This is a genomic window from Ruminococcus sp. 5_1_39BFAA, assembly GCF_964240875.1.
Classification (GTDB): domain Bacteria; phylum Bacillota; class Clostridia; order Lachnospirales; family Lachnospiraceae; genus Blautia_A.
In genome coordinates this window covers 1-20,938 of record NZ_CAXSVO010000044.1, presented here as the reverse complement: position 1 = coordinate 20,938, position 20,938 = coordinate 1, and the positions used below count along the sequence as shown (strand labels likewise).

28 protein-coding genes are annotated in these 20,938 nt (G+C 44.5%); 6 read left to right on the top strand and 22 right to left on the bottom strand.

Annotation, left to right across the window (positions count from 1 at the left end; translation table 11 throughout):
- Positions 1–84 precede the first annotated feature (84 nt).
- The 21 genes from ACESZH_RS22455 to ACESZH_RS22355 all read right to left on the bottom strand — a co-directional run bounded on the left by ACESZH_RS22455 (position 85) and on the right by ACESZH_RS22355 (position 15,748).
- Entirely contained in the window at positions 85–252 is a 168-nt protein-coding gene (locus ACESZH_RS22455; RefSeq protein WP_373219176.1) for a hypothetical protein, read from the bottom strand.
- Positions 249–626: a hypothetical protein gene (locus tag ACESZH_RS22450; protein ID WP_021871171.1), complete on the bottom strand. Its 378-nt coding sequence runs from the start codon at positions 624–626 to the stop codon at positions 249–251. Before ACESZH_RS22450 ends, ACESZH_RS22455 begins: the two co-directional genes overlap by 4 nt.
- 13 nt (positions 627–639) lie before the next feature.
- Entirely contained in the window at positions 640–1,281 is a 642-nt protein-coding gene (locus ACESZH_RS22445; protein WP_373219177.1) for a major tail protein, read from the bottom strand.
- A gap of 27 nt (positions 1,282–1,308) precedes the next feature.
- Positions 1,309–1,626, bottom strand: coding sequence for a hypothetical protein (locus ACESZH_RS22440; RefSeq protein ID WP_173906201.1), 318 nt, complete (start codon positions 1,624–1,626; stop codon positions 1,309–1,311).
- A gap of 17 nt (positions 1,627–1,643) precedes the next feature.
- Positions 1,644–2,024 carry an HK97 gp10 family phage protein gene (locus ACESZH_RS22435; RefSeq protein WP_373219178.1) on the bottom strand — a complete coding sequence of 127 codons (381 nt, stop codon included), beginning with the start codon at positions 2,022–2,024 and terminating at the stop codon, positions 1,644–1,646.
- Between the two features lie 3 nt (positions 2,025–2,027).
- The gene (locus ACESZH_RS22430; RefSeq protein ID WP_373219179.1) at positions 2,028–2,369 is read right to left on the bottom strand and encodes a phage head closure protein; all 342 of its coding nucleotides are present in this window, start codon (positions 2,367–2,369) and stop codon (positions 2,028–2,030) included.
- 10 nt (positions 2,370–2,379) lie between these two features.
- Positions 2,380–2,661 carry a head-tail connector protein gene (locus ACESZH_RS22425; protein ID WP_373219974.1) on the bottom strand — a complete coding sequence of 94 codons (282 nt, stop codon included), beginning with the start codon at positions 2,659–2,661 and terminating at the stop codon, positions 2,380–2,382.
- Between the two features lie 59 nt (positions 2,662–2,720).
- Positions 2,721–3,893 carry a phage major capsid protein gene (locus tag ACESZH_RS22420; protein ID WP_373219180.1) on the bottom strand — a complete coding sequence of 391 codons (1,173 nt, stop codon included), beginning with the start codon at positions 3,891–3,893 and terminating at the stop codon, positions 2,721–2,723.
- A gap of 14 nt (positions 3,894–3,907) precedes the next feature.
- Positions 3,908–4,729, bottom strand: coding sequence for a head maturation protease, ClpP-related (locus ACESZH_RS22415; RefSeq protein WP_373219181.1), 822 nt, complete (start codon positions 4,727–4,729; stop codon positions 3,908–3,910).
- Positions 4,668–6,002 carry a phage portal protein gene (locus ACESZH_RS22410; RefSeq protein WP_373219182.1) on the bottom strand — a complete coding sequence of 445 codons (1,335 nt, stop codon included), beginning with the start codon at positions 6,000–6,002 and terminating at the stop codon, positions 4,668–4,670. Before ACESZH_RS22410 ends, ACESZH_RS22415 begins: the two co-directional genes overlap by 62 nt.
- Positions 6,003–6,011: 9 nt before the next feature.
- The gene (locus tag ACESZH_RS22405) at positions 6,012–7,637 is read right to left on the bottom strand and encodes a terminase large subunit (RefSeq protein WP_373219183.1); all 1,626 of its coding nucleotides are present in this window, start codon (positions 7,635–7,637) and stop codon (positions 6,012–6,014) included.
- Positions 7,637–8,113 (bottom strand): phage terminase small subunit P27 family, encoded by a 477-nt coding sequence (locus ACESZH_RS22400; RefSeq protein ID WP_373219195.1) that lies wholly within the window; start codon positions 8,111–8,113, stop codon positions 7,637–7,639. The genes ACESZH_RS22405 and ACESZH_RS22400 overlap by 1 nt, the downstream gene beginning before the upstream one ends.
- Before the next feature lie 151 nt (positions 8,114–8,264).
- Positions 8,265–9,074, bottom strand: coding sequence for a hypothetical protein (locus ACESZH_RS22395; RefSeq protein ID WP_373219184.1), 810 nt, complete (start codon positions 9,072–9,074; stop codon positions 8,265–8,267).
- 9 nt (positions 9,075–9,083) lie between these two features.
- Positions 9,084–9,905 carry an ImmA/IrrE family metallo-endopeptidase gene (locus ACESZH_RS22390; RefSeq protein ID WP_021738972.1) on the bottom strand — a complete coding sequence of 274 codons (822 nt, stop codon included), beginning with the start codon at positions 9,903–9,905 and terminating at the stop codon, positions 9,084–9,086.
- On the bottom strand, positions 9,905–10,279 hold the full coding sequence (locus tag ACESZH_RS22385) for a helix-turn-helix domain-containing protein (RefSeq protein WP_021738971.1): 375 nt from the start codon (positions 10,277–10,279) through the stop codon (positions 9,905–9,907). The genes ACESZH_RS22390 and ACESZH_RS22385 overlap by 1 nt, the downstream gene beginning before the upstream one ends.
- Positions 10,280–10,517: 238 nt before the next feature.
- Positions 10,518–10,877 carry an HNH endonuclease gene (locus tag ACESZH_RS22380; protein WP_373219185.1) on the bottom strand — a complete coding sequence of 120 codons (360 nt, stop codon included), beginning with the start codon at positions 10,875–10,877 and terminating at the stop codon, positions 10,518–10,520.
- A 124-nt stretch (positions 10,878–11,001) separates the two neighbouring features.
- Entirely contained in the window at positions 11,002–11,418 is a 417-nt protein-coding gene (locus ACESZH_RS22375) for a DUF1492 domain-containing protein (protein ID WP_021738969.1), read from the bottom strand.
- 32 nt (positions 11,419–11,450) lie between these two features.
- Positions 11,451–11,696, bottom strand: a complete 246-nt coding sequence (locus ACESZH_RS22370) for a hypothetical protein (RefSeq protein WP_373219186.1) — start codon at positions 11,694–11,696, stop codon at positions 11,451–11,453.
- Positions 11,686–13,056: an SNF2-related protein gene (locus ACESZH_RS22365; protein ID WP_373219187.1), complete on the bottom strand. Its 1,371-nt coding sequence runs from the start codon at positions 13,054–13,056 to the stop codon at positions 11,686–11,688. Before ACESZH_RS22365 ends, ACESZH_RS22370 begins: the two co-directional genes overlap by 11 nt.
- Positions 13,037–13,315, bottom strand: a complete 279-nt coding sequence (locus tag ACESZH_RS22360; RefSeq protein WP_373219188.1) for a VRR-NUC domain-containing protein — start codon at positions 13,313–13,315, stop codon at positions 13,037–13,039. The genes ACESZH_RS22365 and ACESZH_RS22360 overlap by 20 nt, the downstream gene beginning before the upstream one ends.
- 141 nt (positions 13,316–13,456) lie before the next feature.
- On the bottom strand, positions 13,457–15,748 hold the full coding sequence (locus tag ACESZH_RS22355) for a phage/plasmid primase, P4 family (RefSeq protein ID WP_373219189.1): 2,292 nt from the start codon (positions 15,746–15,748) through the stop codon (positions 13,457–13,459).
- 264 nt (positions 15,749–16,012) lie between these two features.
- Here ACESZH_RS22355 and ACESZH_RS22350 point away from each other — a divergent pair, with 264 nt between their 5' ends.
- The 6 genes from ACESZH_RS22350 (at position 16,013) to ACESZH_RS22325 (ending at position 20,554) form a co-directional block, all read left to right on the top strand.
- A complete protein-coding gene (locus ACESZH_RS22350; protein WP_167338116.1) occupies positions 16,013–16,177 on the top strand; it encodes a hypothetical protein in 165 nt (54 codons plus the stop codon).
- Entirely contained in the window at positions 16,161–16,526 is a 366-nt protein-coding gene (locus ACESZH_RS22345) for a DNA ligase (RefSeq protein WP_373219190.1), read from the top strand. Before ACESZH_RS22350 ends, ACESZH_RS22345 begins: the two co-directional genes overlap by 17 nt.
- Positions 16,519–17,652: a DUF2800 domain-containing protein gene (locus ACESZH_RS22340; protein WP_373219191.1), complete on the top strand. Its 1,134-nt coding sequence runs from the start codon at positions 16,519–16,521 to the stop codon at positions 17,650–17,652. Before ACESZH_RS22345 ends, ACESZH_RS22340 begins: the two co-directional genes overlap by 8 nt.
- 16 nt (positions 17,653–17,668) lie before the next feature.
- Positions 17,669–18,232: a DUF2815 family protein gene (locus ACESZH_RS22335; RefSeq protein WP_373219192.1), complete on the top strand. Its 564-nt coding sequence runs from the start codon at positions 17,669–17,671 to the stop codon at positions 18,230–18,232.
- Positions 18,233–18,314: 82 nt separating this feature from the next.
- Positions 18,315–18,512, top strand: a complete 198-nt coding sequence (locus ACESZH_RS22330; protein ID WP_368357175.1) for a hypothetical protein — start codon at positions 18,315–18,317, stop codon at positions 18,510–18,512.
- A 59-nt stretch (positions 18,513–18,571) separates the two neighbouring features.
- Positions 18,572–20,554 (top strand): DNA polymerase, encoded by a 1,983-nt coding sequence (locus tag ACESZH_RS22325; protein WP_373219196.1) that lies wholly within the window; start codon positions 18,572–18,574, stop codon positions 20,552–20,554.
- A 97-nt stretch (positions 20,555–20,651) separates the two neighbouring features.
- On the opposite strand, the gene ACESZH_RS22320 is transcribed toward ACESZH_RS22325, so the two are convergent.
- The gene (locus tag ACESZH_RS22320; protein WP_373219193.1) at positions 20,652–20,879 is read right to left on the bottom strand and encodes an IS3 family transposase; all 228 of its coding nucleotides are present in this window, start codon (positions 20,877–20,879) and stop codon (positions 20,652–20,654) included.
- Positions 20,880–20,938 lie beyond the last annotated feature (59 nt).

Here is a 20,938-nt window from a genome sequence, read left to right as displayed (position 1 = left end):
TCGACTTGAATTCAGTTAAAACGCTGACATTTGGAAAAAGGTGCTGATTTTTATAAGGTGCTGATAAATGGACAAATGGTGAATTCACCATTTATCAAAATCCTCCTGCGTGGCAACCTTTCTCCATCCCTTATACTCATCGTTCCTGCTCTCCACAAACATATCATTCACCATCCCGATAGTCAGCAGATCCAGATCCCGGATGGAAATCCCCAGCTGCACACACCGGAGAAGAAACAGGGGAGTTGTCATTTCACGGTCTGTTGCATGAAGTTTTTTTTAGCCTCCACATCCGTCCTGATGTTCATTCCCCACAGCTCGATCAGCTTTGGCAGAACCTGATAGATACTGAACGTGTTAAACTCATCCAGCCATTCCTCCGGATTATCCGGAATCGACGGATCCGCATGTTTCGCCATCACATATGCAATGTTCTCAAACATCTCAAGGGAAAACAGATCCAGGGAAGACTTTTCCGGATCCCCGTCCCCGATACTCTTTTCCAACACAGATAAATCCTTGTAGATATCCCTCTGGAACTTAATCCTGTAAATACGCGGAATGGCAGCAGATGCCTTAAAAGCAACTGCCTTCCCGTCAATCTCAATCTTCTTCATCATGCTCATATCTGAATCCCCCTCAGCTCAGTGCTTTTCCATTTCCAGTAGCATTCACAACAGATTTTCCACCATCAGCTTCCTGCAAGGAAGCCGGATCTGCAGCCGGCAGATACACCGCCTTGTACCAGTCTGCATAAACAGTTGCATCCGTAGTATTCCCTGTCTTTGCCTTCACCTTTCCATCCGACAATGGCGTGGCCTTAATAGTCAGCGTTTCCGTCTGCACTTCCTTCTTCTCCTCGTTGGTCTTGCCCTCAATCTTCGGACGGGAAGCCGAACAGTTATACATCACGTGCCGGATATGGCGCACATCCCCGTCAAACTCAAAAAGCAGGGCAAACAGTGCCAGTTCTGCGTCCGAGTTTTCAATCAGAACGCCCTTGGCATCCAGCTTCTCTCTCAGCACATCCGTCCGGAAACTCTCCGGAATCAGTGCAAGCTCCAGATCCCCGTCATAGCCCATATTGTTGTTGATCACATAATACGCAATGCCATCTGCATAAAAATTCTCCGGCTCCCCGTTGGCATCCAGGGACAGTGATACGGACCCCGGAAGCGGCACTGGTGCTGCATAGGACACCGCCCCGTCCTCCCCGATCGTCAGTAAAGCGTAATGCGCATTTTTCAGGTTATACTTCACCTTGTTATTCTTATCAGACATATGATCCCTCCATCATTAAACAAATCATTACAGTTCCATACTGTACAGCACCTCATACAGCTTTTCGCTCTGGATCCAGACCTCCGACTTATTATAAAAAATCCCGGCATCATCCAGAACTGTTTCCACCAGGGCTTCTGCCCCGGGATCCTTCCGGTCCGTGTATAGCTCTATCCTTACTTCACTGATCCGGAAGTATACCCGTCCGTCTGCCGCAAAATTATCACTGCCGGGAAGCAGATAGCAGATAAACGGCGGATCCGGGCTTTCCCCTTCCGCAAAATGGTCATAAGCGAAAGGAAAACCAGTCTTTTCCAGCATCCCTGCCAGTTCTTCCAGTGTCATATGCTTTCACCTCCTGATCACCTCAGTGCCTTCTCCACTTCCCGTTCCAGAGTCTGCGCAGCCCTTTCCTCAGCAGGCACAATATGTGGAAATGCCCTTGTCCTGCCGCCTTTTCTCAGCGCATGACCGAACTCCAGCAGATGAGCCAGCTGGTACCTGTTTCTGGAATGCACCACGATCTCCATTGCATTGGCAGTTTCCTTCGTGGTCTTCGCCGCCCAGCTCTTTGCATAAGCACCAGTCTTCACAGGGGCATTTTCCTGGATGTCTTTTCTCGCCTGTGCGCCTGCCTTCTTCACTGCTTTTTTCATATCATCCGCCGCAAGCTGTGCGTACTCTTTCAGCCCTTCCATGATCACATCTGCCATCTGGCTGACTGTACATCTGTCTCCTGCCATGTCTCACCTCCGGACCTTCCTGCATGTGAATTTCAGACACTTCTTCTTATAATTCAGATGATCCACACTCACAATGTCATACACCTGATCACGAAACAGGATCCTGTGGGTAACAGACCGGATGCCTGCCGTCTTTTTACAGTACCGCACCGTCACAGTCATTCCCACATCTTCCACCACAGTCCCTGCGGTTTCCGCTTCCCTGGAACTGGCAAGCCCCTCACCGCCTATCGTAGCAAAACAGCAGTAATCCTCTGTCCACTCATTCCTGTGATTTCCGATCCCGTCCTTTACAACAGAACATTTCTGAAAAACAACTTTCTCATTCATCAATGCAATATTCAAACCAACCACCTCAGAATCCCGGTTTTCTTACTCCAAACAGCAGGCTCCGCAGATCCATCACCAGCTGATGGTGATCCGCTTCCTCCCTGTGTTCATACAGATAGGCAGCCGCATACTGCACGGCAATCTTCGTCCCCTGCAGATCTTCAAACTCATCCTCATCCACGATCCTTGCCACATCCATACAGATCTGCTGTCCCTGCCTGATCAGATCCCCGATCAGCGCATCATCATCCTCAAAATCCACACGCAGGTAATTCTTCATCTCATCCACTGTCACTGTCAACTGCATCACCTCAAAACAGAACCGGCAGGCCTGTACTTCCCCTGCCGGTCCCCTTATTCAAAAAATCAGTCTGCCTTCAGTTTCATAATCTGCACGGCTTCCGGAAGCACCAGCTTTCCGTCCACGCGTTCCTTTGCAACAAAACCGATCATTCCGTTGCCTGCAAACAGTTCATTCAGCTGCTTAAAGGATCTGTTTCCACGGTCTCCAATGTTGTAATAGCTGTAATCCCCAAAAGCGATGCCGTCCTTCGGTGCATAGGCAGAAGTCTCCACCTTATATCCCAGAATCCTGTCCGGTTCTCCTGCCTGATAAGCCGGCTGCCAGATATAAGCACCGTTATTGTCCTTCAGCTTTCTAAGGGAAGGCAGTGTTGCATCATTCATGATAAAGGATGCATTTTTACGGTACGGACGTTTCAGGCCATACACCAGATCCAGCATGTCATCTGATTTCAAAGCCGCAGTCAGCGTAGTCATCAGCTGTCCTCCGCCTGTTCCGTCAAAAATACCGGTCGGTTTCCCTGTTCCGTTTCCGTTCAGGAAAGCATCCTCTTCCGCATTGGCAAGTGCTTTTCCAAACTGGACAAGGATGTAATTTTCCAGATTAAAGGCATTGTCATAAAGCAGTTCCTCAGTTACCTTGATCGCCACATGAAGCTTATGTGCATCCAGGATCTTCTGGTCAAAAGTCGCATCCCCGAAAGTCAGTGCCCCGCCTTCCTCAATCCAGCTTGCCGCCGGCTTGGTAGCCGCAATATTGATCTTATGCTCCCCGGAAGTCACGATTCTTGTGGCAAGACGGCGCATGATATTTTCTTCATTCAGAACATCAACCAGTCTTCTGTCATACTCTTCCGGAACCAGATAACCACCATCGGCATCCACGCCCTCCTGAAGGGTATTGGAAACCTGGCGGAAGTTGCTTCTCAGTGCATTCAGCATTGCCCTGCGGTATTCATCAGAAGCACGTCCTGTCTTTGGCTCACCCTGGCCGCCTGCATAAGGCTTCCCGGTCAGCGGCTGGTTTACCGGCTGGTTCAGGTTCTTTTCCATTTCCTCAGCCTTGCGGTGGCGGTCAATCGCCTTTGTCAGATCCTCAATCTCCGCTTCCATTCTCTCATAGGCTGCACTGTCCTCCGCAGACAGCACCCCGTTTTCATTCTCATGGGTATCCACAAAATTTTTTGCAGCTTCCCAAACCTTAGCTCTCTTCTCCATTAATTCCTGAATCGTCATAATCCGTATCCTCCTCAGATATATTTTTTGATAAAATTTAAGCGTTCACGCAGATCATCCGCAGAACGCCCTGTGTCAACAATATTTAATTTTGGTGCGGCAATTCCTGCCTGATCTTTCACGGATTTTCCAGTCTTTCCATAATGCCTCTCCAGCTTATTCATCAGCGCATTATTCACTGCCCGTCTGGAAAACATTACGGAATCAGACGTCCCGTTTTCTGTACGACCAGCACCTGAATCTCCATTTTCGCCTTCACTGCCCTGTTCCTCTTTCTGGAACAGGATGTCATCCGCAAAGCCAAGCTCCACAGCCTTATTCGCATCCATCCACGTTTCCGCATCCATCAGATGTGACAGCTTCGCCCTGCTCTGTCCCGTTTTCCGTACATAAGCATTGATGATAGATTCTTTCACCGCATCCAGAAGTTCCATAGCCTTCTTCATCTCTGCATGATCGCCCCATGCAACCGTTGCCGGATTATGGATCATCATCATGCTTACCGGACTCATCCATACCTCAGTTCCGGCCATTGCAATGACAGACGCAGCAGATGCCGCAAGCCCGTCAATCTTCACCGTAACCTTTCCCGGATACTCCGACAGCATGTTAAAAATCTGCGCTGCGGCAACACAGTCCCCGCCTGGACTGTTGATCCACAGGGTAATGTCCCCTGTCCCTGCATTCAGTTCATCCTTAAAAAGAGCCGGCGTGACATCATCGTCAAACCAGCTGTCCTCAGCGATAACTCCGTTCATGAACAGGATTCTTTCCTCAGCTTCCTGTCCGCTTTCCAAATTTACCGCTTTCTTTTTCCAGTTCCAAAACTTCTTCACCAGTATCCTTCCCCTTTCCAGATCCGGCAAAGATACCGGCATCCTGTAATTTTGTCATATTTCCATTGATCAGATACAGATCACCGCCAAGCTCCTCCGGGATCCGGTCCATATTTTCCAGTTCCCGGATATCATTGGCACTCATCCATCCATTCTGTCTTGCCGTGGCATAACCGGTCATCCTTGACTGGTAATCACCCCTGAGCAGCCCATCCACATTGAACTTAAAGAAATACTTCTTCTTTTCCTCCGCAGACAGCAGAGCCCTGACCATTGCCTGTTCCCACCGGCTCACCCAGGGATCCAGTGTATACTTCACAAACTCCAAAGACTGCTGCTCAATGTTGCTGAAACTGGACTTATCCAGATCCCCGACCATATGAGGCGGCACCCTGAAAATCCTGGCAATCTCATCAATCTGAAACTTCCTGGTTTCCAGGAACTGGGCTTCATTCGGTGCAATGGAAATCGGCGTATACTTCATTCCCTCTTCCAGGACAGCAACCTTATTGGAATTGCTGCTTCCCCCGAAAGTGGACTGCCAGCTCTCACGCACCCTGCCCGGATCCTTCAAAGTCCCCGGATGCTCCAGCACTCCTGACGGAGCGGCACCGTTGGCATAAAACTTGCTTCCATACTCCTCCGCAGCAATGGCAAGCCCGATCGCATTCTTCGCCATGGCAATAGGTGAATATCCGACCAGCCCGTCAAATCCAAGCCCCGGAATATGCAGCACATCCGCCGGATGCAGACGCACGATCTTTCCATTTGCTTTCGGATCTGTCCCGGTTCTTCCGTCCACATCATCCCCGTCATAAACCAGATACTCATAATAAAGCCTGCCATGCTCATCCCTGTCCACCGTCATCCTGTCAGGCATCAGCGGATAAAGAGCCACAATTTCACCCTTTCCATTCCGGATGATCTGACTGTACGCATTCCCCCACAAAAGCAGATGCGTCATCAAAGTCTCCCGGAACACAAAAGAAGTCATCTCCGGATTCGGCTCATCATGCAGCAGAAAATAAAGCGGATGATCCACCGCCTTTTCCTTACCGCCATTATCGTTATACCTGTAAAACTGCAATGGCAGACTGGCCACCGCCTCAGAAAGAATCCTCACACAGGAATACACAGCAGTCATCTGCATGGCACTCCTTGCGTTCACTCTCTTCCCGGAAGCCGTACTCCCCATAAAGAATCCATATCCACTTCCAGCTGTGCTGTTAGAAGGAGCATCCCTCCCCCGAAATAAATTACTGAAAAATCCCATACACCCTCCTTAAAATACCAACAATCCTCTCTCATCGTAAACGCTGCCACTCTGCCCTTCCTGACGTATACATCTATCAAGCGCCATAATTGCGGCAACAATGCCATCTATCTTCTCCTTAGATTTAGCTTTAGTTACTTTAATATTGCCAGCAGGATCTGTGTCAATAACAACGTTACCTGCCATCCATCTAAGCACTGGATTCCCACCGTGAATAATTCTTCCCTCCATCAGTAAGCGATAGAATTCTTTCGTCGGAGCTGACATTGAAGAAAATCCCTGACCAAAAGGAACAATGGTAAAACCTTCGCCCTCCAAATTTTGAATCATCTGAGTCGCATTCCATCTATCCACCGCTATTTCCAAAATGTGATATTTCTCTGATAGGTACATGATGAACTTTTCAATAAAATCGTAATGAATCACGTTTCCCTCTGTAGACATGATATAGCCTTGTTTTTCCCAAATATCATAGGGAACTGAATTAGCTTTCACTCTTCTAGGTATGGTTTCCTCAGGAATCCAGAAGTACGGCAAGAGCACATACTTTTCATTTTCATCTCTCGGCGGAAATATCAATACTAAAGCTGTAATATCCCCTGTACTTGAAAGGTCAAGTCCTGCATAACAGTCTCTTCCTTCAAGTGAAGCCGCCTCAATTGATTCATTTCCTCTCATATATATCGCATCCGGAATCCATGCAACGGTTGAACTCACCCACATATTGCATCGAAGCCATTTGAAAGTAACCTCATCCGCCGGGTTCTGCTTTGCTTCCCTGTATGCATCTCTGAGTCTTTCAATATCAACGGTATATCCAAGAGAAGGATTGACCTTATACCAGTTTTCTTCATCTTCCCAGTCCTCATCATCCTTAAGTCCATAGACCACAGGATAAAAAGTCGGATCCACACGTCTGCCTTCTAAGATATCCACCGCCTTAGTATGAAGCTCATAAGCAATGGAATGTCTATCATTACCTGCAGTCGTTATAATAAAGTGAAGCGGATTTTGTCTTGCATCTGACGAGCCCTTGGTAAGAACATCATACAGCTGCCTGTTTGGCTGGGTATGAATTTCATCGAATACCAAACCGCTTACCGAAAATCCATGTTTACCGCCAACCTCTGCTGACAGCACCTGATAATAACCGGCATTACTGTAATTCACAATACGCTTGGTGGCTCCCATCAGCTTGCTTCTTTTCATCAGAGCCGGTGACATCTCTACCATCTGTTTTGCCACATCAAATACGATGGATGCCTGCTGTCTGTCAGCCGCTGCACCATACACTTCTGCGGAAGGCTCATTGTCCGCATACAATAAATAAAGAGCGACAGCTGCTGCTAATTCGCTCTTACCTACTTTCTTACATATCTCCACAAATGCAGTGCGGAACTGCCTGTTCCCATCAGGTTTTACAATCCCGAATATATCTCTTATCAATTGCTCCTGCCACGGTAATAGCCAGAATGGTGTTCCTGCCCATTTACCTTTGGTGTGACAAAGATTCTCAATAAAGGTCACTGCCCTGTCTGCTTTCTTCTTATCATAATGTGAAGTCGGAAGCATGAACTGGGAAGGTTTATAATTCTTAAGCTTCGGATATCCCTTTGGTCTTGGTTCCTTTGCCATTAGGAATCACCCCCAAGCAATGCCTCCATCTCATCTTCCGACTCCTTACCCTTTGCACTACCAGCCACAATACGTGACCTGGATGAAGGCGTAAGTCCAAACTCGGATGCCGCCTGTAGAATCAGCTTCTGATTGGTATTTGCAATACCAACCCAAGGTGTCTGCTGCTGATATCCTTTATCCGTTTCAAAGGTCGATCCCTCAGAATCTATATGCTCCTGCGCTTCCTTCCATCTAGCATAAGACTGGCAGTATGCAGCAAATGCCGCCATATCCACCTCGGTCAGAACTCCCATCTGGTTCATCAGATCCGCAAGTCGTTCCCACTCTTTCTTCGCCTCTGGAAGCAGCCACTCCGGACAGTCAGGCATTCCCTTTGCCGGAGCTGGCTCTTTCGTATTCAGTTTTCTTTTACCTGGATTACCCTCCAGCTTCTTAACCGCTGTAGGCTTTGGCTTTCTTCCTGCCACTGGAATCCCCTCCTTCCTTAATTTTCTGCACACCCAAGAAATCAATTTCTTGGGTTATCGCGGTGCTCGTCAAATGCTCATGCAAGCATGGTATTTTCCTCACTACTCGTGTAAATAAAAGGACCATGTATTTCTACACGATCCTCATGATGAATATCTATATGTATTTTAAATTTCCAGTTATTAACTCATCTATTTTCCCATCAAATATCTCTTCAAATACTTGCTCACATGGTATCCTGCACATTCGCCTCTCTTTTGAAGTATCTTGAACCCTGAATGCTGTTTGATCTTTTCCTAAACAAGTATTCATATAAGAATCGATGTATGGCATAGCATCCTCTTTCGCAAAGCCAATTTCTTTTTTCAGCCTTACAAACGATGACAATACACTAATACATCTAGCTCCGCCTATACTGATTACACCATTTCTGGCATTTTTCTCATCAGAACAAAAGACATAGATTTGTTCACCGAACTTCAAATTCAGCACTTGCAATAAGACATATGACTTCAGTTCTCCGAGATTTTGTCCCTCGCCGATAGTGTCACAATCATCTTGCAGTTGCTTCAAAAAATCTTCTCTACTTATACTGCGGCAGTCCATTTGAGACACAAGAACAAACTTCTCTTCAAAATATCCATCTTTATATGCATCGCACGCAGTTTTAAGCATTCCTGCATATGCGCTGATAGCCCATTCACCATAGACTCCTGATAATTCATCCAGTATCATTTCATCGTCATACATACATATTGATTTTGACTCAATTTTCGACTGAAACCATTCTGGTGCCCCAGCTATATTGTGACGCATGATTTCTACTTGAATCTGTTTATGACAATAAAAGCAATAACCTGGCATTGCCATAATTTTGTCTATTAATTTATTATGATCATCCTTGCGTATCAAATGCATCTTGGATATAAAGTCAGTATCCAGCAAGGCATATTTTTCATTTGCCATATACTCACCTTATTTTCGATTCCGAAATTCCTTTCCAATTTTTTCCAAGTATGCCCTATCAGATTCCTCTCTACTATCCACAAGTAATTCGTGTTCAGAGTTAAAAGCCAGATTATCCAACAAACTTCCATAGCGGAGTAAACTTCCACTATTCTGCTGCCACTGTTCTGCTTTTCCAGTCAATTCAATTCTGATTGCAATGCTTTCACTTTTTTCTTGATAAAGATTTCTGGCCTTCTCTTCTGTAATCACACCGCTCTCTACTAAGCGCAATACAACTGCTTTGTAAGGAAGTGCAAACAAATCCATAAGAATCAGCACATCATCAATCCCCATATTCTCTTTTGAGATTCCAAACATCTTAAACTGTTCTATCACACTGGCATCCGGCATCAAAAGCAACCCTGCAAAAGCATTTGCTTCAAGATCTTCCTGCGTAGCTGCTACTTCATCAACCGTTTTTGAATCCAATAAAGAACCTGATGTAATAGTGCTGGTATTAATATCCTCTGCATAGCAATGAATATGATATAACTCATGTGCCGTTGCAAAAATCTGCTTACACATTGGCAGTTCTGTATTCACACACAAGAAAATCGTACCCTTCTTCACAAAGGTAAACGCCCATAATTCATCATCCCTAAATGGATAACGAAGCACTTCAAGAGCCAGTTCCCTCTTACGTGCATAATTTGAAACTATGCCAAAAATAGATTCTCTAATAATGGTATTTCCACAGTAATTTACAGCAAAAGCCTTTGATAAATCATTTATTTTTTCAAATTGCTTCTCTTGCTTATAAAACAAGTTTTCAAAAAAAGTATCTCCCATTATGCCTCCCAAGGTTTCATCATAGCCATACCATTATCTCTAACTCGACTATGGAAAAGAATCATGTTTGAAAGCTTATCAGCAATATTAAGTGCTTCTTTAGCTTCCTCTGATTCAACTTTTCCCATGAACGCATGAACAATATCTGTATCAACAGAATCTCCCTGAAGCTTGGTAAGTTCTTCCATCTTAACACCCAGGAACTCTGCGATACGCTTCAGTTCTATCGCATTAATCATTCTTGAACCATTAAGCATCTTACTTATTGTCTGTTTATTTGTCTGCAATGCCCCTGCCAAATCTATTTGTTTTCTATTCTGTTTTTTAAGAATTGCTACAATATTTGCAGCTATCATGGAATTCACATCAAACATATTAACTTCCTCCAATCAACAAAAGTCATTCTACCTCATGCTTATTATATGTCACGCACGAATTAAAGTCAATATTATAGTTACCATTTTATGTCATTTTATTCATTTAGTTTCCATTTCAGTTACTGAAATTCTACGATACCCCCCCCTCTTCCATTTCGCGATTTTGCACAGAAGAGGGGGCGCCGGTCTTGGAGCCTAAGGGCTGTAGAGATTCAAATACCCCCTACCCTCACTCTCAAAACTTGTATTCCACATATCTATCTTCCGTCATTGTCTTTACATTATGATGATGCTCACATAAAGGCTGCCAGTTCCCACGATCCCAGAAGAGTTTCTGGTCTCCACGATGCGGAACGATATGATCCACGACTGTAGCCATAGTGATGTGCCCTTCTTCATAACACTTCACACAGAATGGATTGCTCTCTAAGAACTTCCTTCTCTCACGCTGCCACTTGGCACCATAGCCACGCTCTGCTGCATGAGCTCTGTCATTTGTGTGTAAAGGCTTATGTTCCTCACAATACATCTGACCATGCGGAATAAGTGCTGCACAGCCAGGATGTTTACACGGTATGTTCGGTCTTCTTGGCATACGCACCTCCTACTAATTTGAGCCCTGAAGGATTGCTCCCTCAAGGCTCTTCGTTTTGTCCTACTTTCGACACTATCATATTAACATATATGCTTATGCCATGTTGGGACAAAGTGTGCCAACCTTATTCCGGTACAACAAAATTATTTAGTGACGATGCATGAATACGATGCACAGTTCTGTATGACACATTAAGCTCGTAGGAAATATCTTCCCAACTCTCGTTTTTCAGATAACGATATTTCAAAAGAAGTCTTTCCTCTGGGTTCTCCATACTTTCAATCGCCGCATTGATTTCTGAACGTAGGTCTACCAATCTGTTTATCTGTGCATCAATCCTCTGCTCATAATCCCATATCTTTTCAATGGTCTTTATAAACGGCGCTTCCAGATTTCTATTCGGATTGGTACCAATCTTTTCTCCATAAGAACATCCCTGAATTGTACCTCTCATCTCACGAAGCTGTTCCAGTTCCTTAACCTCAACCTGTATCTGCTTATCCAACAGATATGCCTGCTTCAAATACTCTTTAGCTGTCATAAGCCACCTCCGAAAAGTTATTTTCCTCGGATTTACTCTGATCGTCTTATTTCGTCCTGAAGCTTACGGATTAAGAATTCTCCATCAACCGAAGTCAGCTGTTGATACCACGAACTTCTAAAAAACTTCTCTATCTGTAATGCTTCATCTATTGCTGTCTTGCTCTTTGGATTGCGCTTTACCTTTTTAAGTGCGGCTCTGTAATCAGCAACCGCGCTAAGGATAATCGCATTCGCAAGTCTTTCATATGGGTCTTCAAATTGGTTCTTACCTGCCATGTGTTACCCTCGCTTTTACTGCAGCAATCAATCTGTTTTGTGTCATATCCTTATTTGCTAAAGCCTTCATAACATCCTCATCTATTGTTCTAGCAGTAATAATATGCTGAACCACCACCGTCTCCGAAGTCTGTCCTTGTCTCCAAAGTCTTGCCACCGTCTGTTGATATAGTTCCAGACTCCAGGTAAGTCCAAACCAAATCAGCATATTTCCACCAGACTGTAGATTCAGGCCATGTCCTGCTGAAGCAGGATGAATTAGTGCCACCTGCAGTTCCCCACGATTCCATTTTCTGATGCTTTCCTCAGAATCCAGTTTTTCAAAAGGAATCTTTTTCTCAGTAAGCCTTCGCATAATCCTTGATAAATCATGTTTGAACCAGTACGCTACCATAACAGGTCTGCCATTTGCCGCTTCAATCATATCTTCTAAGGCATCCAGCTTCTGGTCATGGATTACAATCTCATCGCCATCATCGGAATACACAGCGCCATTTGCCATCTGAAGAAGCTTCCCGGAAAGAGCCGCCGCATTTGCTGCTGTAATCTCTCCCTTTTTCAAAGGAATAAATAAATCCACTTCCATGTCCGCATAAAGCTTCGCTTCCTCATCATTCATATAAACCGGATATTCATTACTGATAAGCTCCGGCATCTGTAAATGATCCAAGGCTTTCATAGAAATCGTGATATCGGAAATCTTCTCATAAATCTGTTCCTCAGCTCCATTTCTTAGCTTATAAGAATAAACAATCGGACCATTCATCCTGTCTGGCACAAAATAATTCACACGATACTGGCTGATAAATCTTCCAAGTCTTTCTCCCATATCCAGACATTTTAATTCTGCAAACAGATCCATCAGTCCATTGCTGGAAGGTGTACCAGTGAGCCCGATTACCCTTTTCACATTTGGCCGAACCTTCATAAATGCCTTAAAACGTTTACAGTTCCAATTCTTAAAGCTGGATAGCTCATCCAGAACTACCATATCCCAGAAAAACTTCACGCCACTCTGTTCAATCAACCACTGCAGATTTTCACGGTTGATAATGTAAATATCTGCATCCGCTTCCAGAGCTCTTTTCCTCTCAGCTGCAGAACCAAGAACAATAGAATATCTCAGATGTTTCAGGTGATCCCACTTATGGATTTCATCACTCCAGGTATTTCTCGCAACTCTAAGTGGTGCTACCACCAAGACATTACTTACCTCAAAGCTGTCATAAATAAGCTGCTCGATGGCTGTCAACGTAATACTGGTCTTACCAAGTCCCATCCCAAGTATCACGGCTGCTATCGGGTGTTCTAATATATAATTGATTGCAAACTGCTGATAATCATGCGGTTTGTATTCCATCAAGAATCCCTCCAATCTGTCCTGCATCATTCAGGACGAATACTTTATATCCAAGAGACCTTAGCTGGTCATGCCTGTGCTCCTGTAAAACTCTTGGTTTCTTTCCTGACGCCTTCACTTCCACCAACCCAAATTTCCCATCAGGTAATAAAACAAGTCGGTCGGGCCAGCCCGATGAACCGGAATTCCACTTCTCACACAAGCCACCACGCTTTTTAACTTCTCTCACTAATTTCTGTTCAATATATTTTTCACGCATCGCACGCCTCCATCATTCTTAACAGGTGTGCAGGTCGAGTACCTCGTTCCGTAAAACTCTCTTAAGCAGATATTTATTCAAATTCTTCCTAAAGGGACTTTTATGTACTGAGGTTAACGACCTACACAAAAGGGCTTTTTCTTACTCCAAAAAATCCTGTCCTTCCTTAAGCTTCAATCCCACGACCTGTACTCCGGTATTCTTGCGAATACGGTTATAGCCAGCCTTGTCCATCGAAGAATAGAAATCCGTGGTACTACGGATATATTCGCCGTTCTGCATGCAATGCGCTCTGTAAGCCTGATACAGTTCACCCGATTTTTCCTTATAAGATGGATCAATCTCACAGCATTCCTCCAGAAACTGCCCCAGCCAGTCATTGTCCTCGCGATATGCTTGGATAGCAGCCTCTACGACATCCGGAAGTGTTGTATGGAAATTCTTATCAATTGCTCTCTTCGCACCTTCGATAATCCAGCTCATAATTGCAGGGCCCGCATGCTCAAACAGATAATCCGCATAATTTTTGATGTCGCTTTTACCGGTAATCTTTGCATTGAAGGGAATGACCACCAGCCTTCTCCAGATACCATCATCATTGGCTCCTACCTTTGGAAGATGGTTGGTATAGAGAACCAATGTATGTGACGGTACAAAGGAAAACGGATCCTTATATTTCTTCTCTGCCTGAATCTCATCCGTAGAGCAAAGCTGCTTCACCACAGCGGTATTCAATCTCATACCTTCCTCCATTTCCGAAGAAATGATGAGACGTTTTCCCTTAAGCTCTGCCATCTCCGGCTTCACATTTCTCTTGCAATTCATAGTCAATGCCTCAGCAGAAAGCTTTCCTGCATAATTGCCAAGCACTCTGAAAATAGTATTCCAGAAGGTACTCTTGCCATTGGCACCGCCGCCATAAGCAATAATCATATGCTCCTGATACACCTTGCCGATTGCAGCCATTCCAACAGTCTCCTGCACATAATCAATCAGCTTCTGATCCTTACAAAAGAACAGATTCAAAGCATCCATCCAAATCTTTTTTCCCTCTTCTCCAGGTGAACAGGCAGTAATCTTTGTAATCAAATTCTCCGGATTATGAGGCTGTTCCCCTGCAATTCCTTTTCTAAGGTCATAGGTTGCATAAGGTGTGTTAATCAGGTTTTCGTTCTTATCCAAATCCGACACAGAAATAGCGATCATCGGCTTCGCCGTATTTGCCGCGGACACGATATATTTGTAATCACGTCTCTTCTGCACAAATTTCAAATAAGTCTGGGCTCCCATCAGCATATAAACCAAAGGAATCAGCTTTCCATCCACCTCTTTTAAAAGCTCCTTCGGGCCAGCCTGGATAGATTCCTTCGGTACACCTGCATCCTCCAAAGCCTTCTCAACTCTTGCCACTTCATCCATAGCATCCTGAAGCTGCAGATCCAAGAATTCCTCAACAGCACCAATCGCCATCTGCTTATCCTCCCGCCAACACTCACCATCGAATCTTAAAAAGTCTGTAGCACTGGTATATTTCAGTTCATTTCCATACTCTCGAACCAACACCTTTGCCTGGCCAATATCCGAATAGTCTTCAGGCTTCAATGAAGCACTTTCAAAATCTGCATTATATTCATCAGGCGGCACATACCCTTCCTGATTCACAATACTTTTCTTAAAGAACTTCACCGCACTATTCCAGATAGTCTTAAGCTCTGACTCCGGTAGCGGCGGATCACACTTCTTTGCATGTTCTAAAAATGCCTCATATGCCTTTTCAGTAATTCCATAGCGTTTCAGCACACGCCCGGCAAAACGACTCATGGTATTGTTCCTGCTACCTTCCAGAATCTGCCCACCAGATGTGCTCTCCGAATCCTCGGAATCAAAATCTTCTTCCTCAGCTACCTGACTGACATCAATTTCTTCATCAATCGTCATCCAGCCATCATGTACCAATACTTCTTCACAATCAGCACCGAAGATAAATCTTGCTGCGTCTAAAGCATTTCCATCAAAGAAGGAATACTCCTTCTGTAATGCCTTCTTTAGATTTCCGTACACTTCTGCATCTGTAATCTCTGAAATAGGAAAGTAGATGTGATATCTCGGTCTGGCTGACTTACCCTCCTTTGGAAGCAGATGATGTCTACTGGAAGCAAGCATATATTCCATATCAGGGAATATTTCCTCCAGCTTCTCGGCTGTAATCCACTCTGCCGGTTCCTCTGAATGGTCATTATCAATATCCATGACAATCACATCTGAACGAATGAAATTACCAATACCTCGATAGTTTCCTTTGTACTCTGCGCAAACATGATCTGCCTTCACCGCCTCCCGAAGCTGCTCCGGCGTGACTACTGTCACCTTATTTGGATAGCTACAGTTAGCGGCCTGACCAATGCAGTTTGCTGTAAAAATCGTTACCTGCATATCTCAAACCTCGTTTCTATAAAGTAAGGAATAAAATCCTCCTAACTTCCTAAGCGGGTTTGACCTACACTTTTCCGGTCGAATTAAAAAAATATTTACAAAGCAACAGCCAGAGCAGCATCGCTTCCTTATATAAGCGAAAAATGCCCTGGCTCTTTTCAAAACTTTTTCAAAAAAATATGCTCCCGACCGGAAAAACAATTTCCAGATGCGCTTAGGAAGATAGAAAGGCACGAAAGCCATTCAGAAAGTGAGGTGCTGCAGATGCAGACAGAAACGATTGATAAAAGCCAGCAGGCTACACCATCCATCGATGAAGAGCTTATTGACACTCTCATCGCAATCAGTGTTGTAGCCAAACGACTGGCAGCCAATCTAAGACAACAGAATACAGAAAATGGAGGAAAACAAGATGAGCAAAATGAGTGAATTATCGCAGGTGCTTGATGAAATGATTGCCTGCGGCGAAGGAATGATCAAAACTGCTAACGCAATCAAAGACATCTTCTCTTCTACCGAAGAAGCACCCGAAAAAAAAGAATCCAAGTCAACCAAGAAAGCTACTAAGGTTTCTGAACCGGCTAAAGCAAAGGAAACACCGGAACCTACCTATACTAAGGAAGATGTTCGTGCAGTACTCGCTTCCAAATCAGCCGCCGGATATAAGAAGGAAGTCAAAGAGCTTCTTGAGAAATATGGTGCTCAGCAGTTAAAGCAGGTAAATCCTGATGACTATGCAGCCATTCTTAAGGAAGCAGAGGTGATTGGAAATGCCTAAACATGCATACCTTTCCGCTTCTGCCAGCCACAGATGGTTAGCCTGCCCACCAAGTGCAAAGCTCTGTGCCAATATTACGGTTCAAACATCCGAATATGCACAGCAGGGAACCGATTGTCATGAGCTGTGCGCCTATCTTGTGGAAAAAGCTCTTGGCAGAGCTGTCACTGATCCGACAGAAAACCTGACATTCTACGATGCTGAAATGCAAAACTGCGCAGAGGAATACAGGAATTATGTTTTGGAACAAATCGAAGCAGCCAAGGAATTCTGTAAGGATCCACAGGTCATGATTGAGCAGAGACTGGACTTCTCCCGCTGGGTTGAAAACGGCTTTGGAACCGGTGACTGTGTCATCGTTGCAGATGAAGTATTACAGATTATCGATTACAAGCACGGTCTCGGTGTTCTGGTAAGCGCCGGCGATGAGGAACACGGTGGAAACAGCCAGATGATGTGCTACGCCTTAGGTGCATTGGAAGCTTTCGGTGATATCTATGACATCAATCAGATTAAGATGACCATCTTCCAACCAAGACGTGACAACGTCAGTACTTACACCATTTCCAAAGATGAGCTTCTGAAATGGGCTGATGAAATTCTGGCACCTACTGCACAGCTTGCATATGTAGGCGAAGGCGAATTCAAAGCCGGTGACCACTGTCAGTTCTGTAAGGTAAAAGCCACCTGCAGAAAGCGTGCAGAATACAATCTTGAGCTTGCAAAATATGACTTTGAAATGCCAGCTACCCTGGATGACATAGAAATCGCCGCTATCTTAGCAAAGGTGGATGAAATGATTTCCTGGGGAAATGACATCAAAGAATATGCCTTACAGCAAGCGCAGTCCGGTGTCCACTTCGATGGTTGGAAAATCGTTGAAGGCAGATCCAATAGAAAATTTACTGATGAAGCCGCTGTGGCATTCAGAGTAAAAGATGCGGGCTACGACCCGTATGAGAAGAAGCTTCTTGGCATCACTGCCATGAGCACAATGCTCGGAAAGAAGAAATTTGAAGAGCTATTAGGTGAGCTTGTATATAAGCCACCAGGTAAACCAGCATTGGTACCGGAATCTGATAAGAGACCGGCAACGAATACAGCACAAGATGATTTTAATGAGTAAAAGGAGGGCCAATATCATGGCAAAAATTCAGAATCCTACAAAGGTTATCACAGGAGTAAATACACGTTGGAGCTACGCGAATGTATGGGATGCAAAGAGCATCAACGGAGGCGCACCGAAGTACAGTGTCTCTCTCATCATTCCTAAGTCCGACACCGTAACCGTTAACAAGATCAAGGCAGCTATCGAAGCAGCCTATGAGGAAGGTCAGAGCAAACTTAAGGGTAATGGCAAGACTGTTCCTGCCCTCTCTGTTCTCAAGACACCTCTTCGTGATGGTGATTTAGAGCGACCTGATGATCCTGCTTATGCAAATGCATATTTCATCAACGCCAACAGTGCTTCTGCACCTGGCATCGTGGACGCAGACCGTCAGCCTATCCTTGAGAGATCAGAAGTATATTCCGGTGTTTACGGCAGAGCTTCCATCAATCTCTATGCTTTCAACAGCAATGGTAACAAAGGTATCGCCTGCGGGCTTAATAATCTCCAGAAGATTAGAGACGGTGAGCCTCTTGGTGGCAAGTCCAGAGCTGAAGATGATTTCGCTTCCGATGAAGATGACGATTTCCTTGATTAATTCAAATGTAACAATGACAACCAAGCAGGCGGTGGTAATACTGCTGCCGCCTGTGACAATCTTAGAAAGTAGGTAAAATATTATGACTATGGATTCTATTAATGAAATATTAGATGCTATTATCCGCGGATCCCTTTTAGGCTTCTTAGCCGGTTTCTGGTTAATGGGACTTGCTGCAATCTGGAAGTGGTTCCTGGGTGTTGCAAAACGTTTCCTTCACTGGCTTTTCCCAAAGGCAAAATGGTTCCAGCCAAAAGAACAGAACCCAAAAGGAAACTAATATCAAGGCGGCAGTACTCCCCGGTGCTGCTGCCCTTTTTGTAAAGGAATGAGATTATGATAAAAGAAATGTCAATTGATTTAGAGACCTACAGCGATGTTGATATCTCCAAATGTGGCGCCTATAAATACGCTGAGTCTGATAATTTTGAAATACTACTATTTGGCGTATCTATTGATGGTGGTGAAGTACAGGTATTTGACCTTGCCTGTGGCGATACCATTCCCGATGATATCCTTGCAGCATTATCTGATGATACAGTTACAAAGTGGGCTTTCAATGCCAATTTTGAAAGAATCTGTTTATCCAACTGGCTTAGAAAACATCACCCTGCGCATTTCAAAGGCTACAGTATTCCGGAAGATCCTGCTTCCAAATATCTGGATCCAGCCTCATGGAAGTGTACCATGATATGGTCAGCCTATATGGGCTTACCGCTCTCCCTTGAAGGTGTCGGTGCAGTCCTTAAACTACAAGATCAGAAAATGAAGGAAGGCAAAGATCTCATCAAATACTTCTGCTGCCCTTGCAAGCCGACTAAGGTAAATGGCGGCAGAACCAGAAACCTTCCAGAGCATGCCCCTGATAAATGGGAAACCTTCAAAACCTATAACAAACGTGATGTTGACGTAGAAATGGCGATTAAACAGAGATTATCTAAATTCCCGGTTCCTGACTTCGTATGGGAAGAATACTATCTCGACCAGGAAATCAATGACCGCGGAATCATGCTAGATATGGATGTGGTAGAAAATGCTATTGCATTTGATGAAAAGTCCAAAGCAGAGCTTATGATTGCTATGCAGAATATTACTAACCTTGATAATCCAAACTCAGTAGTTCAGATGAAGCAGTGGCTCTCTGATAACGGCATTGAGGCTGAATCCCTTGGTAAAAAAGATGTGGCAGCTATGATAAAAGATACCGACGGTGATGTGGCTGCTGCACTTAAACTCAGGCTTCAGCTTGCTAAGTCCTCTGTAAAGAAATATCAGGCAATGCAGAATGCCGTCTGCAAGGATGGCAGGGCTCACGGTATGTTTCAGTTCTACGGAGCCAACCGCTCAGGAAGATGGGCCGGACGCTTAATCCAGTTACAGAACCTTCCGCAAAATCACATGAATGACCTGGCTGAAGCTCGTGAGCTTGTCCGTATCGGTGATTATGAAACTCTCGAATTACTTTATGATGATATTCCTGATACACTAAGCCAGCTGATTCGTACCGCCTTCATTGCAAGACCGGGATACAAATTTGTAGTATCTGACTACTCTGCCATCGAGGCCAGAGTCCTGGCACACCTTGCCGGTGAGTCCTGGCGTTCCAAAGTATTTGCAGAAGGTAAAGATATCTACTGTGCTTCTGCAAGCCAGATGTTTGGCGTACCTGTAGAAAAGCATGGCGTAAACTCACACCTCAGACAAAAGGGTAAAATCGCTGAACTCGCCTTAGGATATGGTGGTTCTATCGGTGCCCTTATTTCCATGGGAGCCTTGGATATGGGATTAATGGAAGATGAACTGCAGCCACTGGTTGACTCCTGGCGTGCTTCCAATCCAAATATTACAGCTTTCTGGTGGAATGTGGATAATGCCGTAAAGACTACTATAAAAATGAATATTCCTACAGAGGTAAACGGAATCAAATTCCTCTGTCGAAGTGGGATACTCTTCATCAAACTTCCTTCTGGTAGAACTCTTAGCTACGTCAAGCCTCGTATCGGAGAAAATCGATTCGGCGGTGAATCCGTAACCTATGAAGGTATCGGCTCCACTAAGAAATGGGAACGAATCGAAAGCTACGGTCCGAAATTCGTTGAGAACATTGTGCAGGCAGTCTCCAGAGATCTTCTCTGTTTTGCTATGCGTAACCTCTCCCACTGCTTTATTTGTGGTCATGTCCATGATGAGCTTATCATCGAATGTAGTCAGAATGTCGATTACAAATCCATCTGCGGTATCATGAGCAGATCCCCAGACTGGAGGCCTGACATCCAGATTAGAGGCGATGGATATGAAACCAAATTTTATAAAAAAGATTAAAGATAGCGGTCTCCGGTATTGAACTGCTTCCCGTCAAGTAGACAATTAAAAAAATAAAAATTATTTCTGCCACCAGATGCATAACTGGTGGCAGTTTTTATGCTGCCAATATATATTGCTCGTATTTTTCAAAAGGAGTTAATACTCCCAGATTTCTTTGTAATCGTTTGGTATTATAATACTCGATATAATTATTGATCATAGCCACAAGAGATTCGCGATTATTAAATTTATTGCCATAGTAACGTTCTCTCTTTAGGATTCCCCAAAAGCCTTCCATTGGACCGTTATCAATACATTTAGCAACTCTAGTACAGCATTGCATTAATAATTAAGCAATATCAAACCGTCAAAGGTATACCTTTATAAGTCCATTTAAAGGGC